Origin of the sequence: Burkholderia stabilis, from assembly GCF_001742165.1 — a bacterium.
GTDB classification, from domain to species: domain Bacteria; phylum Pseudomonadota; class Gammaproteobacteria; order Burkholderiales; family Burkholderiaceae; genus Burkholderia; species Burkholderia stabilis.
This window is the reverse complement of the sequence record NZ_CP016443.1, coordinates 52,420-66,621: the sequence shown is the minus strand read 5'-3', so window position 1 is coordinate 66,621 and position 14,202 is coordinate 52,420. Positions and strand designations below refer to the sequence as shown.

13 protein-coding genes and 1 tRNA gene are annotated in these 14,202 nt (G+C 62.1%); 4 read left to right on the top strand and 10 right to left on the bottom strand.

Annotated features, from left to right (window positions below; genetic code table 11):
- Nucleotides 1-27 precede the first annotated feature (27 nt).
- The 4 genes from BBJ41_RS18435 (at nt 28) to BBJ41_RS18420 (ending at nt 3,859) form a co-directional block, all read left to right on the top strand.
- Nucleotides 28-1,173, top strand: coding sequence for an alpha-hydroxy acid oxidase (locus tag BBJ41_RS18435; RefSeq protein WP_069747805.1), 1,146 nt, complete (start codon nt 28-30; stop codon nt 1,171-1,173).
- Nucleotides 1,174-1,193: 20 nt separating this feature from the next.
- Nucleotides 1,194-1,592, top strand: coding sequence for a RidA family protein (locus BBJ41_RS18430; RefSeq protein ID WP_069747804.1), 399 nt, complete (start codon nt 1,194-1,196; stop codon nt 1,590-1,592).
- 90 nt (nt 1,593-1,682) lie between these two features.
- On the top strand, nt 1,683-2,528 hold the full coding sequence (locus BBJ41_RS18425) for a fumarylacetoacetate hydrolase family protein (protein WP_069747803.1): 846 nt from the start codon (nt 1,683-1,685) through the stop codon (nt 2,526-2,528).
- A gap of 242 nt (nt 2,529-2,770) precedes the next feature.
- On the top strand, nt 2,771-3,859 hold the full coding sequence (locus BBJ41_RS18420; RefSeq protein ID WP_069747802.1) for a porin: 1,089 nt from the start codon (nt 2,771-2,773) through the stop codon (nt 3,857-3,859).
- 118 nt (nt 3,860-3,977) lie between these two features.
- Here BBJ41_RS18420 and BBJ41_RS41600 read toward each other — a convergent pair whose 3' ends face one another.
- The 10 genes from BBJ41_RS41600 to fdxH form a co-directional block, all read right to left on the bottom strand.
- A complete protein-coding gene (locus BBJ41_RS41600) occupies nt 3,978-4,607 on the bottom strand; it encodes an NAD(P)/FAD-dependent oxidoreductase (protein ID WP_175984685.1) in 630 nt (209 codons plus the stop codon).
- Complete coding sequence (locus BBJ41_RS41595; RefSeq protein ID WP_236872101.1) at nt 4,604-5,527, bottom strand: flavin-containing monooxygenase; 924 nt, start codon at nt 5,525-5,527, stop codon at nt 4,604-4,606. The genes BBJ41_RS41600 and BBJ41_RS41595 overlap by 4 nt, the downstream gene beginning before the upstream one ends.
- Before the next feature lie 16 nt (nt 5,528-5,543).
- Entirely contained in the window at nt 5,544-6,449 is a 906-nt protein-coding gene (locus BBJ41_RS18410) for an alpha/beta fold hydrolase (RefSeq protein ID WP_083282043.1), read from the bottom strand.
- A 446-nt stretch (nt 6,450-6,895) separates the two neighbouring features.
- Nucleotides 6,896-7,321 carry a MarR family winged helix-turn-helix transcriptional regulator gene (locus BBJ41_RS18405; protein WP_232036302.1) on the bottom strand — a complete coding sequence of 142 codons (426 nt, stop codon included), beginning with the start codon at nt 7,319-7,321 and terminating at the stop codon, nt 6,896-6,898.
- A gap of 729 nt (nt 7,322-8,050) precedes the next feature.
- Nucleotides 8,051-8,146: transfer RNA gene (locus BBJ41_RS18400), tRNA-Sec, on the bottom strand.
- Between the two features lie 32 nt (nt 8,147-8,178).
- Nucleotides 8,179-10,104 (bottom strand): selenocysteine-specific translation elongation factor, encoded by a 1,926-nt coding sequence (selB, locus tag BBJ41_RS18395; RefSeq protein ID WP_069747799.1) that lies wholly within the window; start codon nt 10,102-10,104, stop codon nt 8,179-8,181.
- On the bottom strand, nt 10,101-11,540 hold the full coding sequence (gene selA / locus BBJ41_RS18390) for an L-seryl-tRNA(Sec) selenium transferase (RefSeq protein ID WP_069747798.1): 1,440 nt from the start codon (nt 11,538-11,540) through the stop codon (nt 10,101-10,103). The genes selB and selA overlap by 4 nt, the downstream gene beginning before the upstream one ends.
- Nucleotides 11,541-11,614: 74 nt before the next feature.
- A complete protein-coding gene (gene fdhE / locus BBJ41_RS18385; RefSeq protein ID WP_175972589.1) occupies nt 11,615-12,550 on the bottom strand; it encodes a formate dehydrogenase accessory protein FdhE in 936 nt (311 codons plus the stop codon).
- A 108-nt stretch (nt 12,551-12,658) separates the two neighbouring features.
- Nucleotides 12,659-13,285, bottom strand: coding sequence for a formate dehydrogenase subunit gamma (locus BBJ41_RS18380; RefSeq protein WP_069747796.1), 627 nt, complete (start codon nt 13,283-13,285; stop codon nt 12,659-12,661).
- Nucleotides 13,282-14,196 (bottom strand): formate dehydrogenase subunit beta, encoded by a 915-nt coding sequence (gene fdxH / locus BBJ41_RS18375; RefSeq protein WP_069747795.1) that lies wholly within the window; start codon nt 14,194-14,196, stop codon nt 13,282-13,284. Before fdxH ends, BBJ41_RS18380 begins: the two co-directional genes overlap by 4 nt.
- Between the last annotated feature and the right edge of the window lie 6 nt (nt 14,197-14,202).

Sequence of the window (14,202 nt, the reverse complement as noted above, 5' to 3'; positions counted from 1 at the left end):
CGCGGTTCGGACAAGGATGTTGCAGCCATGCCGGTAATCACCTGCCTTGACGATCTCAGGTTGCTCGCCAAACGTCGCGTGCCGCGGATGTTTTACGACTATGTCGACAGCGGCTCGTGGACAGAGACGACTTATCGGGCCAACGAGGCCGACTTTGCGCGGATTCTTTTCCGGCAGCGCGTGATGGGCAATCTGGCGAGTCGTAGTACCGCAGTTGTCATGGCGGGGCAACCCGCAGTCATGCCGGTCGCCATCGCACCGGTTGGCCTGACCGGCATGCTGCACGCCGACGGCGAGATCCACGCCGCTCGCGCAGCCGAAAAATTCGGCATCCCGTTCACGTTGTCGACGATGAGTATCTGTTCGATCGAGGACGTTGCCGCCAACACCAAGGCGCCCTTCTGGTTCCAGCTCTACATGATGCGAGATCGCGACGCGATGGTCAGGATGATCGATCGGTGCAAGGCGGCGAGGTGTTCGGCCCTGATGGTGACGGTGGACATCCAGGTCCCTGGTCAGCGGCACAAGGATCTGAAGAACGGCATGACCGTCCCGCCCAGACCGACTCTGTCCAATCTTGTCAATCTCGCGTCCAGACTGCGATGGTGTTCAGGCATGGCGCGCACCAAGCGCCGCACGTTCGGCAACCTCGTTGGGCATGTGCAATCGGTCAGCAACATCCGTTCGCTCTCCGCGTGGTCGAGCGAGCAATTCGATCCGCGGCTCTGCTGGGATGACATCAGCTGGATTCGCCGCCAATGGGACGGCAAGCTGATCGTCAAGGGAATCATGGATGCGGAAGACGCGGCGCTAGCCGTCGCGCATGGCGCCGACGTCGTCGTGGTCAGCAATCACGGCGGACGGGTTCTGGATCACGCGCCGTCGTCCATTCGCGCGTTGCCCGCCATCGTCGATGCGATCGGGCACACAAGCGAAGTCTGGATGGATGGCGGCATTCGTACCGGTCAGGATGTACTCAAGGCATGGGCACTCGGCGCGCGCGGCACGTTGATCGGCCGCGCCATGGTGTACGGCCTGGGTGCCATGGGTGAAGCCGGCGTCAGCAAGGCATTGCAGATTTTGCACAAGGAACTGGATGTGACGATGGCCCATTGCGGACATACCGACATCGCGAAGGTCGATCGTTCCATCCTTATTCCGGATACCTTTTAATCGCAACAACGAGAGCAAATATGAAGATCGACTATCTGACTCTTCCGGGGCTGGCTGCCCCGGTGGGGTTTTCCCACGTCACCGTATCGGGTCCGGGACGTCTCGTTCACATTTCGGGCCAAGTCTCCAAAGACGCGGCGGGCCGTCTGATCGGTGCGGGTGATCTCGCGCTACAGACCGAACAGGTTTATGCCAATCTTTTCGCCGCGCTTGAGGCGGCAGGCGCCGATCCCGCCGCCGTCGTCAAGGTGGTGACTTATGTCGTGGATCTCACCGCCGAGAAAGCCGCTCTTGTACGCACCGTGCGCAATCGCCTTCTCGGCAGCGGCCCCTATCCCGCGAGCACGCTGGTCGGCGTCAGTTCACTGGTCGCGCCGGAGTTGTTGATCGAAATCGACGCAATGGCTGCGATCGATTGAACGAGCAGACAGCACCGCGGATCCCTGTGCACTTCGCCTCCCTGTATGTCGGCGAGTGGTGCAAACAATCGAGTCTTTTATGGAAATACGATGAAACTTTCCTCGGTCAGGATTGCAGGCCGACTCACCTGGGGGATCGTTCGCGGCAACGAGTTCCTCGACGTGGGTCAGGTGATGGTTCACCAGTTTGCCGACCTGAAAGCGGCTATCGCTGCAAATCTGGATGGCGTGGCGCAGGCTTCGGCGCAAGCCCCGTCATATGCGTTGAACTCAGTCGAGTGGCTGCCGACCATCCCCAACCCTCAAAAGATCCTCTGCGTGGGCCTGAACTATGAAATGCATCGCAAGGAAACCGGTCGATCCGACGTGGAGCACCCAACGATATTTGTACGTTTTGCCAGCAGCCAGACGGCGCATCTTTCACCCATGATCAAGCCGAAAGTGTCGGCGGAATTCGATTACGAAGGTGAGCTTGCGCTCGTGATTGGAAAAGCCGGCCGCTATATCGAACGCGACGAGGCCCTGGCACACGTTGCGGGATATGCCTGTTACAACGATGGAAGCGTGCGCGACTTCCAGCGTCACACGCATCAGTACACGCCCGGCAAGAATTTCCCTGGTACCGGCGCGTTCGGGCCGTGGATGATGACCCCCGATGAACTGGGCGAACTATCGAAACTCACCATCGAAACACGTTTGAACGGGGCAGTCGTTCAGTCAGCATGCTTCGATCAGATGATCTTCGATATCCCCCGGCAGATCGAGTACTGCTCGCAATTCACTCGCCTCGAACCGGGTGACGTAATCCTGACCGGGACGCCTGGCGGCATAGGCGCAAAGAGAAACCCACCGCTCTGGCTGCGCGCGGGAGATGTGGTGGAAGTGGAAGTCGAGCGGCTTGGGATCCTGACAAACCGGATCGAAGAAGAAGCCTGACCGGTTGATGATCACGTAGTTATCAGCTACCCATATCAATAAGTATTCCGAATAAACTTTTTAAAATCATGAGGAGAAAAATAGTCGATAAAAGTTTTTAAAAAAATAATCACACGGCTTGCAACGCATCGAACAAAACCCACGCCCCTGACTTTCTCCAAGGGCGACGGCTTGCTCACTTCATCGACAGAGGAGAATATAAAGTGGCGAATTACCTTCGATCAGGACTCGCAATCGGAGCAATGACCTTTGCACCGCTAGCATTGGCGCAAAACTCGGTGACGCTGTACGGCATCATCGACAACTCGATTCAATATACCCACAATACCGGCGGCGCCAACAATCAGGTCAAGCTGCAATCGGGGCAACTTTCCGTTAGTCAGTGGGGAATCCGGGGAACGGAAGATCTCGGCGGTGGCCTGAAGGCGGTATTCAACCTGCAGGATGGCTTTAACGTCAATACGGGGGCCATGTCGGGCGGTTTGTTGTTCGGTCGCAAGGCATACCTTGGCATCGCGAGCGACACGCTCGGTACGATTACGCTCGGTCGCCAGTTCGATGTTCTGACCGATCTTGTCATTTCGGTACAAGGCAACAACTATCTGGAGTATTTCACCGCACCCGGCGACGTCGATCTGGCCGACTCATCGATTCATGTGAGCAATGCGGTCAAATGGACAAGCCCCGTATGGTCGGGGTTTCAGGTGGCGGCGATGTATTCATTTGGCGGTATCGCGGGCGCAACGGGCTCCGGCTCGACCTATAGCGTCGCGGCAAACTACAACCACGGCCCGTTGACGATGGCAGCAGGGTTCTTTCATGAAGACAACGGCAACGCGACCTATTCGTCGCGTGGCACGACCAGCGCCGACAGTATCTTCTTTTCACCCGTCAACGCCGCGTATGCCACGGCCAAGAGCCTCAACATAGTGCGGGCAGGCGCCAGCTACGCCTTGGGCCCGGTCACTTTGGGCGGCTACTATAGTTATTCGGAGTATCTGGCGGACGCCAGTTCAAAATTCACGTCCAGCGAGCGTTACAACAACGGATCGGTGTACGCGTTGTGGCAAGTCTCTCCGGCTACGCAGTTCGAGGTGGGCTACGATTTCCTGAAATCGCACGGGGACTCGTCGGCCACCTATCATCAGGTCACTCTCGCCGCGGACTACGCGCTCAGCAAGCGAACGGATCTCTACGCGTCGGCGAGTTATGAACACGCGTCGGGCAGCAACGGTGCGGGTCCGGCACAGGCGGTGATTGCGGACGCGTACGTGGCTGGGGGAACGAGCACGCAGGAACTGGTGATGGTCGGAATCCGACACCGCTTTTAATCGCTCCCGCTCCACGTCTATCTGAGACTGCTCCGTCCCGCAACCGGCTTCACGCGGGATGGAGCAGTCTCTTTCTTCTATTCACGCAGGCTCGCACTTGCCGTTGCGAGTACGCACCTTATGCCGGACGCTCAGTTGAGGATGGCGATCCGGATTGACTGACGACATGCCGTTCTTCATCGAGCAGGCTGACATCGTATCCGTCCGTCGAAAACGTGCCGTTTTCGCACCTGAACTGACTCATGAAGTCTGGCCAGAGCGTAGTGAGCTTGCCGCTCGTTGGATGCAGATACCAGCTGCTGCATCCCCCCTCCACCCAAACAGATCCGTTTGCCCTCGCGTAGATACTCTGGACGTAACGCTCCTGAGTCTCGGCATGCGGCTCAAGCATCGCGCGATTGTTCAGCGCAAACTCCACCGCCTCCTCGATGTAGCGAACCTGCGTTTCAACCATGTAAATGATCGAACCGGCGCCCAAACCGGTATTCGGTCCAAGCATGACAAAGAGATTGGGAAAGCCTGCCACGGTCGTGCAGGCAAACGCTTGCCCGCCGTCATGCCACGCATCCGCAAGCGGAAGCTGGTTCTTGCCAGAAATCCTTTGGGCAATTGGCAGGTCGGCGGCTTCAAACCCCGTCGCCACAACCAGCAGGTCCAGATCGACGCTCCGGCCGTCCCGAAGAACGACGCCCGAAGGCTCCACTCTGGCGATGCCTGCCGTTTCCAGGGAAACATGCTCTTGCGTCAACGTCGGATAGTAGTCGTTGGAATCAGGATCCGCTTGCAGCCTATCGCATAGTCTGGCGTCAATTTCTGCTTGAGCTCGGGATTCACTATTTGCGCGTCCAGATGCTGCCGAGCCGTTCGCGTTATCTGATCGATGAAGGCTGGAACGCGGCGTCGTTGAGGAAATCGACTCTCATTTCCCCAGAAGAGTTCATCACGCAACGCTTGAGCGGTGTCCGGAAAACGCGCAAACATGCCGCGCTCGGCTTTCGTGTATTCATAGTCCTGACGGGGAATGATGTAAGGCGCTGAACGCTGAAAAACCGTGAGTTGCTGGACCGTCTTAGCCAGCTCCGGAACGATCTGAATCGCGGATGCTCCGGTGCCGATAACGCCCACCCGTTTTCCCGCGTAGTCATATGAGTGGTCCCAGCGAGCCGAATGAAACAGTTCCCCTTCGAAACTTTCCAACCCCTCGATATCTGGAAATGACGGGTCGGACAGGTGTCCCGCAGCCGAGATCAGCACCGACGTGTAATAGACGGTTGTATTGGTCTCGACCTTCCACAATTTCCGCGCCTCGATCCAGTCGGCACGCAAGACTTCCTCCCCAAACCGGATGTGCGGCAAGAGATTCTCTTCCTCCGCCGTCGCGCGAAGATATTCGAGAATTTCCGGCTGCCGGGCGTAAACGCGCGTCCATTGAGGATTGGGACGGAACGAGTACGAGTACAGGTGTGACTGGATATCGCATGCCGCGCCGGGGTACGTGTTGTCGCGCCAGGTCCCGCCCACGTCGTGTGCACGCTCCAGCACGACAAAATTGACGCCTTGTTTGCGTCGCAAAGCCGTCGCCATTCCCAAACCGGAAAAACCGCTTCCGATAATCACTACGTCGACAGAAACAGCCGAGTCTTCTTTGAAGTCCGTTGAGTGGTTCATCGTGGTTCCCCGCAATTCAGGCGTGGTTATTGAGCAAGATGGTCCCGGGCAATTCTGCCTCCGGGTCTTTGACAAACGTGTCGATCATGGTGAACAACTCGGACGGACGCTCGACGACCACACCGTGTCCCGCGTCGATTTGTGCGAAGCGGCTGTTTTCGATCGCGCCAAACAGCAATCGTGAATGCCTGACCGGAACCATCTGGTCGAATGTGCACCCCACAATCAGCGTGGGCGAGCTGATTTTTTCGACCTGTTCGGTGATGTCTACAGTCCGGTTGAAACGCATCTTTGCCGATCGATCCGGTCCGTTTCGAATACTCCCGATCATGGCGTCGATCTCGGCCGGCGTTTTCGAATTGATGAATTGCTGACTGAACTGACTCAGAAACGAAAATGCCGCCAACGAGGGATGCTGGGCCTCGTGGAGATCGCGCCATACGTCGTTACGCAAAAGTTGATGGCGATCCGTTTTCATCCATCCAGCGACAAGCGTGAGCGACGCCACCCAGGACGGGCGTATTGCCGCGATCTGCGCCGCGATCACCGCGCCAAACGAATACCCCACGACATGCACAGGCCGATTACACGAAATCGTTTCCATCACCGCGCTCGCCTGCTCGACATATCCACCGTTGGCGTCGTCTTCAATGTCGACAAAATCGAATGCAACCACTCGATGACGCATGGCTAGCATCGGGAACAACGCCCAGAAGTTGAGCGCGGCCGAGCCGCCGGTACCATGCATCAAAACGATCGTGTTCGATTTTTCTCGCGACGGATCAGAATCGTAACAACGTATGGAATGCTTACCAATGTTGATCTGGAACTCGGAAAGAACTGGATGAAGTTGCACGCTAGCCTCTTTTAAAAAATCTCGTAATCGCGAAAGGGTTGTCTCAGGCCCGTTCGCAGTCTCCATGCCCTCTGCTACCCGTTGCACGAGCCGTTATCAGGACGGACAGGTAGATCGTTGCTCATCAATAATGATGAGTATACTCAAGATTATCACAATCGGGCGACGTGTCAACAGGCGTACGAACGGTACGCGAAACGGCGTTCAAGTTCCGACTAGCCGCTGGACGCTCTCATCCGATCTTGGGTCAGACAAACTGAAGGCGCGCATCGGTGTAGACGCAGCACGACGCGTCCGTTCGACGGACAACGCTACGCGCTGTGTTCCCGAGCGTAAGCAGCCGGCAGTTCAGAACCGAACCGCGGGTTCATCAGAGCAGCGAAATGAATGACAGGAAGCGGGGGAATCAGGAGATTTTTCATATTTTTATCGAGCATCCTGATCGATCAAATGCGGTCCGCGACAAGGCCGCAGCGCTCGGAAGATCCAAGCGCCCCAACAACGGTTTCTACTTACAGATCTTCATCGTTTCTGGATCGGCCCCAAGGACGTCGCTCGGGACCGCCCAAGATTTCGTCCGACTTGCCCTGCACGATGATGGAGATCAGCTCCAGTACGGTCTTCTTCTGCTCACGCGTCAAGCCGGAAAGGAGTTCCTTCCTGGCAGCGTCGGCCAGCGGACGCGCGTTAACCAACACCGCCTCGCCTTCGGACGTCAGCCGCAACACTTTCTTTCGACGGTCGATCTGGCCCGGCACACGAATCAGCAAGCCTTTTTGCTCCAGGCGCGCAGCCACATCGGTCACGGTGGATTGGTCAAGAAACGCACGCCGGGCTGTCGAAACCTGATCGATACCGGGCTCCTCATGCACGATGCGGAGAATCGTGAACTGAATGGGCGTAATGCCAAGCGGTTCCAGCTTCTCGAGGAAGAGCATCACGGATATCTGCTGCAAGCGCCTGATCAGAAAGCCCGGATTTTCCTGATCTTTCGTGTTAGTCGCCATACTGAACAGGGGGGTAAATTGAGGGGGCGATTATACATTGCGGGTGCCGGCACTCCGCTGCCACACGCCATCCGGTAAATGATCCCCACCCTCTTCGATCGTGAACAACGTACAGATCCCCGACTCGGCGTTGTCGGTAGCCTTGGAGGTGTTTCTGGGGACTACTCGCGCAATCAGATCTGGTCCGTAGGCGGTCAGCTCGCCGCAGCCTATCTTAATGTACGCAATCCTAATTTTTAATCCTTCGGTAACGCTACATCCGGCACGCCCTCCGCGACAACTTCGAACGTCACTTCAGTCATCTATAGCGGCTACGGCTCAGCTCACACTTACCAGGTCGCTGCTGCAGGTAGTGCGTAACGACCGACAATCATCCCGGTCGCCCGACCAAAATGATTGTCGGTAAACCGGCCGTGCTGCTTGACGCCATCTATTCAGAGAACTCGGCGCTTTCACATCCTGGTGCGCTGGCCGCTTTGCTCAACTGTTAGCGCCGATGCAAAACTGACCCTGTCGAGCAGACCGCAGATGAGAACCAACACTGACCGCCGGGTCCTTCACCATCCGTCCGCCAAGCATGGCGCTACCCATAAACCGCTTTAAAATCAGCGACCTAGAGGACATCAGCGGAAGAAGTCGGAATAGCCCGGAAAGGCCTTGTGGCGGAAGGCAGCAGGAGTCGAACCTACCCGGGAGTGTCTGACACCCCCAACTGGATTTGAAGTCCAGCCGTACCACCGGATACGAATGCCTTCCTCGGGGAACACAACAAAAAGAACGACGAGCGCCTACGCCTGAATACTTACCCAACCGCTGTCAGGCCGCAGGAAGTGAAGATCGCGGTGGAAGCGAGTATACCCAACCCGGTCGAAGAACTCGAGAATCTGGATCGCACGCTTGCGGCCGAGCCCCGTCGCATCGCGAAACGTCGCGGCATCGAGCCCGCCGCCACGCGAAGGCGCGAGATGCGCAACCAGTTCCGCCAGCTCGCGCACGACGCCCGCGTGATAGAACAGGTCGCGCACGACCTGGTGCACGTCGCCGCGCCGCGCGAGCTTGCGCAGCAGCGTGCGCACCGCGTCCTCGGCTGCGCCGGTATCGCGGGCGAGATCGCGCACCCACGGCGGATCGAAACGCCCCGCGTGAATCAGCGGCAGCAGTTGCTGGGCCAGCGCTTCCTCGCGCGAATCAAAGCTCACCGCATGCGACGGCAGATGGAGCCACGGTCCGCTTCGCGCGACTTCGTCACTGGCCACCATCGCGTCGACCAGCACGCGCCACAGCGCATCGCCGGCGAGCGGCGCAGCCATCCGCCGCAAACGCGCGGCGTCGAGCCCTTGCTCGTCCGGTACGCGCTCGTGATACGCGCGCAGCGTATCGATCGCCCGCGTCTGCAGCGCGCGCCAATGCGCCTGCGAAATCACCGTGCCGTCGTTCGACGCGGCGTCGCGCTGCCCGATCGCCAGCGCATCGTCCGGCAACGCGAGCGCGTCCGGCCCAAAACCGGTGAGATGCGTGATCGTCGCGCGCGGGATGCCGAGCGGCGCCTGCGCGAGCAGCGCATCGAGGCGCCCTGCGTCGAGCCACCCGGCGAGCGCATCGAGCCACGCGCGGCGCGCGGGCGTGCGGCGCTTGCGCGCCGGCCCGAACGGATCGAGCACGCGGCCGCCGCCAACGGTGCGCGTCGCCTGCGGATTGCGGACGATGAACCGGTCGCCCGGCAACGCGAACACCGGTTCGTCGAATACCAGTTGCACACGCATCCGCTGACCGGCTGCGAGCGTGTCACCGTCGAGCAGCGCGACATGCGCGACGCGATGCAGCGTGCCGAGATGCACGTGCAGCGGCGCCCAGTGCGTCAGCGTCAGCCCGGCATCCGCGAGCAGCGTCAGCTCGACATCCAGACGCGGCGAGGTCGCGACGAGCCGTGCATCGGCGACGGTATCGCCGCGCTCGACGTCGGCCTTGTCGACGCCGGCCAGGTTCAGCGCGCAACGCTCGCCCGCGCGGCCGGCCTCGACCGGCCGGTTCTGCGCATGGATGCTGCGCACGCGCGCCGCGCCGCCGGTGCGCACGATCGCGAGCGTGTCGCCCGTCGCGACGCGACCGGCGAACGCGGTACCCGTCACGACGGTCCCTTGCCCCGCGAGCGTAAACACGCGATCGACCGCAAGCCGGAACAGGCCGTCGTCGCGGCGTGCGCGCCATGCGATCGCCGCGTCGGCCAGATGACGTTTCAACGCAGCGACGCCCGGATCGTCCACGGCCGTCGCACGGGTTTCGAAGACCCGCACGCCGGCCAGCGTCGAGTCGTGCAGCCATGCGGCGATCTCGTCGCGCACCTGGGCGACGCGCGCTGTGTCGACGCGATCGCACTTCGTCAGCGCGACCGCGCCGTGCGTCACCCCGAGCAGTTGCAGGATCGCGAGATGCTCGCGCGTCTGCGGCATCACGCCGTCGTCGGCGGCGATCACGAGCAGCGCGAAGTCGATCCCGCACGCGCCGGCCGCCATCGTATGAATCAGCTTCTCGTGGCCCGGCACGTCGATCAGGCCGAGCACGTCGCCGTTGTCGAGCGGCGTATACGCGTAACCGAGTTCGATCGAAATGCCGCGCGCCTTCTCTTCCTTCAGCCGGTCGGTGTCGACCCCCGTCAGCGCGCGCACCAGCGTCGTCTTGCCGTGGTCGATGTGCCCTGCCGTACCGACGATCATTCAGCGGGCCCTGCGACGTGTGCGCATTGCGCGACGAGGGCCGCTTCGTCCGACGCCTCGAGGCAGCGCAGGTCGAGCCGCAACGCGTTGTCGGCGATGCGCCCGATGACCGGGCGCGGCCATTCGCGCAGCCGCTTCTCGAGCTGCGCGAGCGCGCGGCCGCCGCGCTTGCCGTCCGGCGTGCGAACGACGAGCCCTGCGCTCGGCAACTGGTCCACCGGCAGCGCGCCGCTGCCGATCTGGCTGAACATCGGCTCGACCGTCACGTCGTAGCCGTTGCCGAGCGCAGCCTGCAGCGCCGGACGCACGCGCTCGGCGGCTTCAGCGATCTCGCGCTGCGGGCGCGTCAGCAGGCGCAGCGTCGTGAGCCGGTCGCGCAGGAATTCGGGCGCCTGGTACAGGCGCAGCACCGGCTCGAGCGCCGCGAGCGTCAGCTTGCCGACGCGCAACGCGCGCTTGAGCGGATGCTTCTTGATTTTCGCGATCAGCGCGCGGTCGCCGACGATCAGGCCGGCCTGCGGGCCGCCGAGCAGCTTGTCGCCGCTGAACGTGACAACGTTTGCGCCGGCCGCAACGGTTTCCTGCACGGTGGTCTCGTGCGGCAGCCCCCATTGCGTCAGGTCGGCGAGCGTACCGCTACCGAGATCGACGGCGACCGGCAGCCCGTGCTCGCGCGCGAGCGGCGCGAGTTCGGCGAGCGACGCCTCCTTCGTGAAGCCGCTGATCGCGTAGTTGCTGCAGTGCACCTTCATCAGCAGCCCGGTGCGCGGGCCGATCGCGTCCGCGTAGTCGCGCAGGTGGGTGCGGTTGGTCGTGCCGACCTCGCGCAGCTTGGCGCCGGCACGACTCATGATGTCGGGGATGCGGAAGGCGCCGCCGATCTCGACCAGCTCGCCGCGCGACACGACGACTTCCTTTTTCGTTGCGAGCGCCGACAGGGTCAGCAGCACGGCCGCCGCATTGTTGTTGACGACGGTCGCCGCTTCAGCGCCCGTCAGTTCGCAGAGCAGACCGTCGATGAGATCGTCGCGATCGCCGCGGCGACCGGTTGCAAGGTCGAATTCGAGGTTGACCGGTTGCGTGAGCGCGTCGACCACCGCGCGCACCGCTTCGTCGGGCAACAGCGCACGCCCGAGGTTCGTGTGCAGCACGGTGCCGGTCAGGTTGAACACCGCGCGCACGGCGCTCGTGCTCTGCGCGGCCAGCGTGCGCGCGACGGCTGCGGCGATGTGCGGTTCGTCGAGCGGTTCGGCCGCCGCCGGATCGTGCTGGGCGGCGGTGCGCCAGCGGTCGAGCTCGGCGCGCACGGCGTTCAGCACGCGCGTGCGGCCGTAGTCGGCCAGCAGCGGTTGCAGCGGTGCCGACGACAGCACGCGCTCGACCGACGGCACGCGCGCCAGCACGGCATTCAATTCATTCAAACCCGGTTCGGTCACGTCGTGGTGGCTCCCGTCTCATGCTTCGCAGTCGGCCGAAGCCGGCGCTTGCGCACCGCCCCGGCTCCGTGCCGTCAATCCGCTTCCCGCGAGACGTCCGGCCACAGCAGCGGGTTCGGCGAACTGCGCTGGTATCCGGCCTCGTTCATCAGCAGGTCGAGCGTGAGGCTCGCGAGATCGTCCGCCAGCGGCTCGAACTCGTAGTCCTTCTCCTGATAGCCGATCTTGCGATAGGTCTTGCACTCGTCGCACGATTCGGCCTTGACAGCTTCGCTGCCGCCCTCGATGCCGTGATACGCGATGCCCTTCGTCGAGTCGCAGTGCGAACACTTCGTGCGCACCATGTGCCACTCGGTCGTGCACAGCCCGCACTGCAGGAAACGGTAGCCCTGGAACTGGCCACCGACCCGCACGACGCTCGCGACCGGATGCGTGCCGCACACGGGGCACAGCCCCGGCTGGTCGAGATAAGGGACGTCGGACGGCGCCACGCGGCTCGCGAGATCGGTCCACACGACCTGCAGCGCGGCCATCAGGAACGGCGCGGTGGCCGGGTCGACTTCGGCGAAGCGCAGCGCGAGGATTGCGTCGGCCTGCGCGTCGAGTTCGGCGGGCGCCATCAGGCGCAGCCGGTCGAGCAGCTTCGCGAGCGACGGATTGACGAGCCCGGCGCCTTCGACGCGGTCGAGCAGCTCGTACAGTACGGCGCGCCAGCGCGGGTCGCGCTCGCCGTCGAGCGCCGGCACGAGCGGCATCGAATGCTGCTGCGCGCGCGCGATCGCTTCCTGGGACGGCAGCGGCAGCTCCAGCGTTTGCAGCGCCGCATGCTGCGCATCGGCGACCGTGGCCATCAGCCGCAGGTAACCGCTGATCGGGTTCAGGTCGGCCAGCTTGCGCAGCCGCGCGGCGCGCGCCGAGAACGCGGTAGCGCGCTCCGGCAGGCAGAAGCGCGGAATGGCCGAATGATCGAGTGCCGAGATCTCGGTCGGTTCAAGAATGCGTTGTGTCACAAAAATGTCTTCCAAAAAAACAAGCGCCGACAGGTCGGCGCTTTTCAGGCGGTTCCGACGGCTGACGAGGCAACCCGCCGCGATCGGCGAGCGCCCCGCTCCGGTGCGTTATTTCACGCTTTCACGGAACCACTTCGGGTGATGCTTGCGTGCCCAGCCCAGCGTGACGGTGCCGCGCACCATCGCGCCAATCGAGCCCTTCACCCACAACGCCGCGTAAATGTGCACGATGATGCTCGCGATCAGCACGAAGGCCGCCACGGCATGCACGACGGCCGCCGCGCGGATCACCCCGATCGGGAAGTAGAACGAGAAGTAGCGCCGCCAGATCACGATTCCCGACAGCAGGAGCAACAGCAGGCACGCCACCAGCGTAAAGAATAGCAGCTTCTGCCCGGCGTTATAGCGGCCGACGGGCGGCAGCTTGTCCTCCTGGTTGGTCAGCACGTCGCCGATCTGCTTCAGCCACTGCCGGTCGTCCGCGTCGAGCGCGTTGTGATGCCAGAAGCGCACGACCAGGATCGAGAACGACACGAACATCACGAGGCCGACGAACGGATGCAGGATCCGCGTCCACTGGCCGCCGCCGAACAGCGCGGTCAGCCAGAACATCGACGGATGGAACAGCGCGAGCCCGGACAGCGCGAGCAGCACGAACGTGATCGCGGTGATCCAGTGGTTCGTGCGCTCGTTCGCCGAGTAGCGGACGATCAGGTTGGGGTCGTCGTGCTTCATTTCGCGTCCTCCTTGATGCGTCGCGCTTCGTCGCGCGCGGCCGATTCTTCCTCTTCGCTCACCTCGTTCGGGCCGACCCGGACGTAGTGGAAGAACCCGGCGAGCGCCGTCAGCGCGATGCCGGCGACCGCCAGCGGCTTCGCGATGCCCTTCCACAGCTTCACCATCGGGCTGATCGACGGATTGTCGGGCAGCCCGTGGTACAGCGACGGCTTGTCGGCGTGGTGCAGCACGTACATCACGTGCGTGCCGCCGACGCCCTGCGGGTCGTACAGCCCCGCATGCTCGAAGCCGCGCTCCTTCAGGTCCTCGATCCGCTCGGCCGCGTGCTGCTTCATGTCCTCCTTGGTGCCGAACACGATCGCGCCTGTCGGGCAGGTCTTCACGCAGGCCGGTTCCTGGCCGACCGCGACGCGGTCGGAACAGAGCGTGCACTTGTACGCGCGATGATCCTTCTTCGAGATCCGCGGAACGTTGAACGGGCAGCCGGTCACGCAATAACCGCAACCGATGCAGTTCTCCTCGTGGAAATCGACGATCCCGTTGTTGTACTGCACGATCGCGCCCGGCGACGGACACGCCTTCAGGCAGCCCGGATCCTCGCAGTGCATGCAGCCGTCCTTGCGGATCAGCCATTCGAGGTCGCCGGCCGGGTTCTCGTATTCGGAGAACCGCATCACCGTCCACGAGTGCTCGGTCAGGTCGGCCGGGTTGTCGTACACGCCGACGTTGGTGCCGACCTCGTCGCGCAGGTCGTTCCACTCCATGCACGCCGTCTGGCATGCCTTGCAGCCGATGCACTTCGATACGTCGATCAGCTTCGCGACGCTCCCGGTCACCGGTTCGCGCACCGTGGGCGGTGGCGTCGTGGTGGCCGAGACGCGCTTGATATCCAGCGATTGCAATGCCATCTCTTT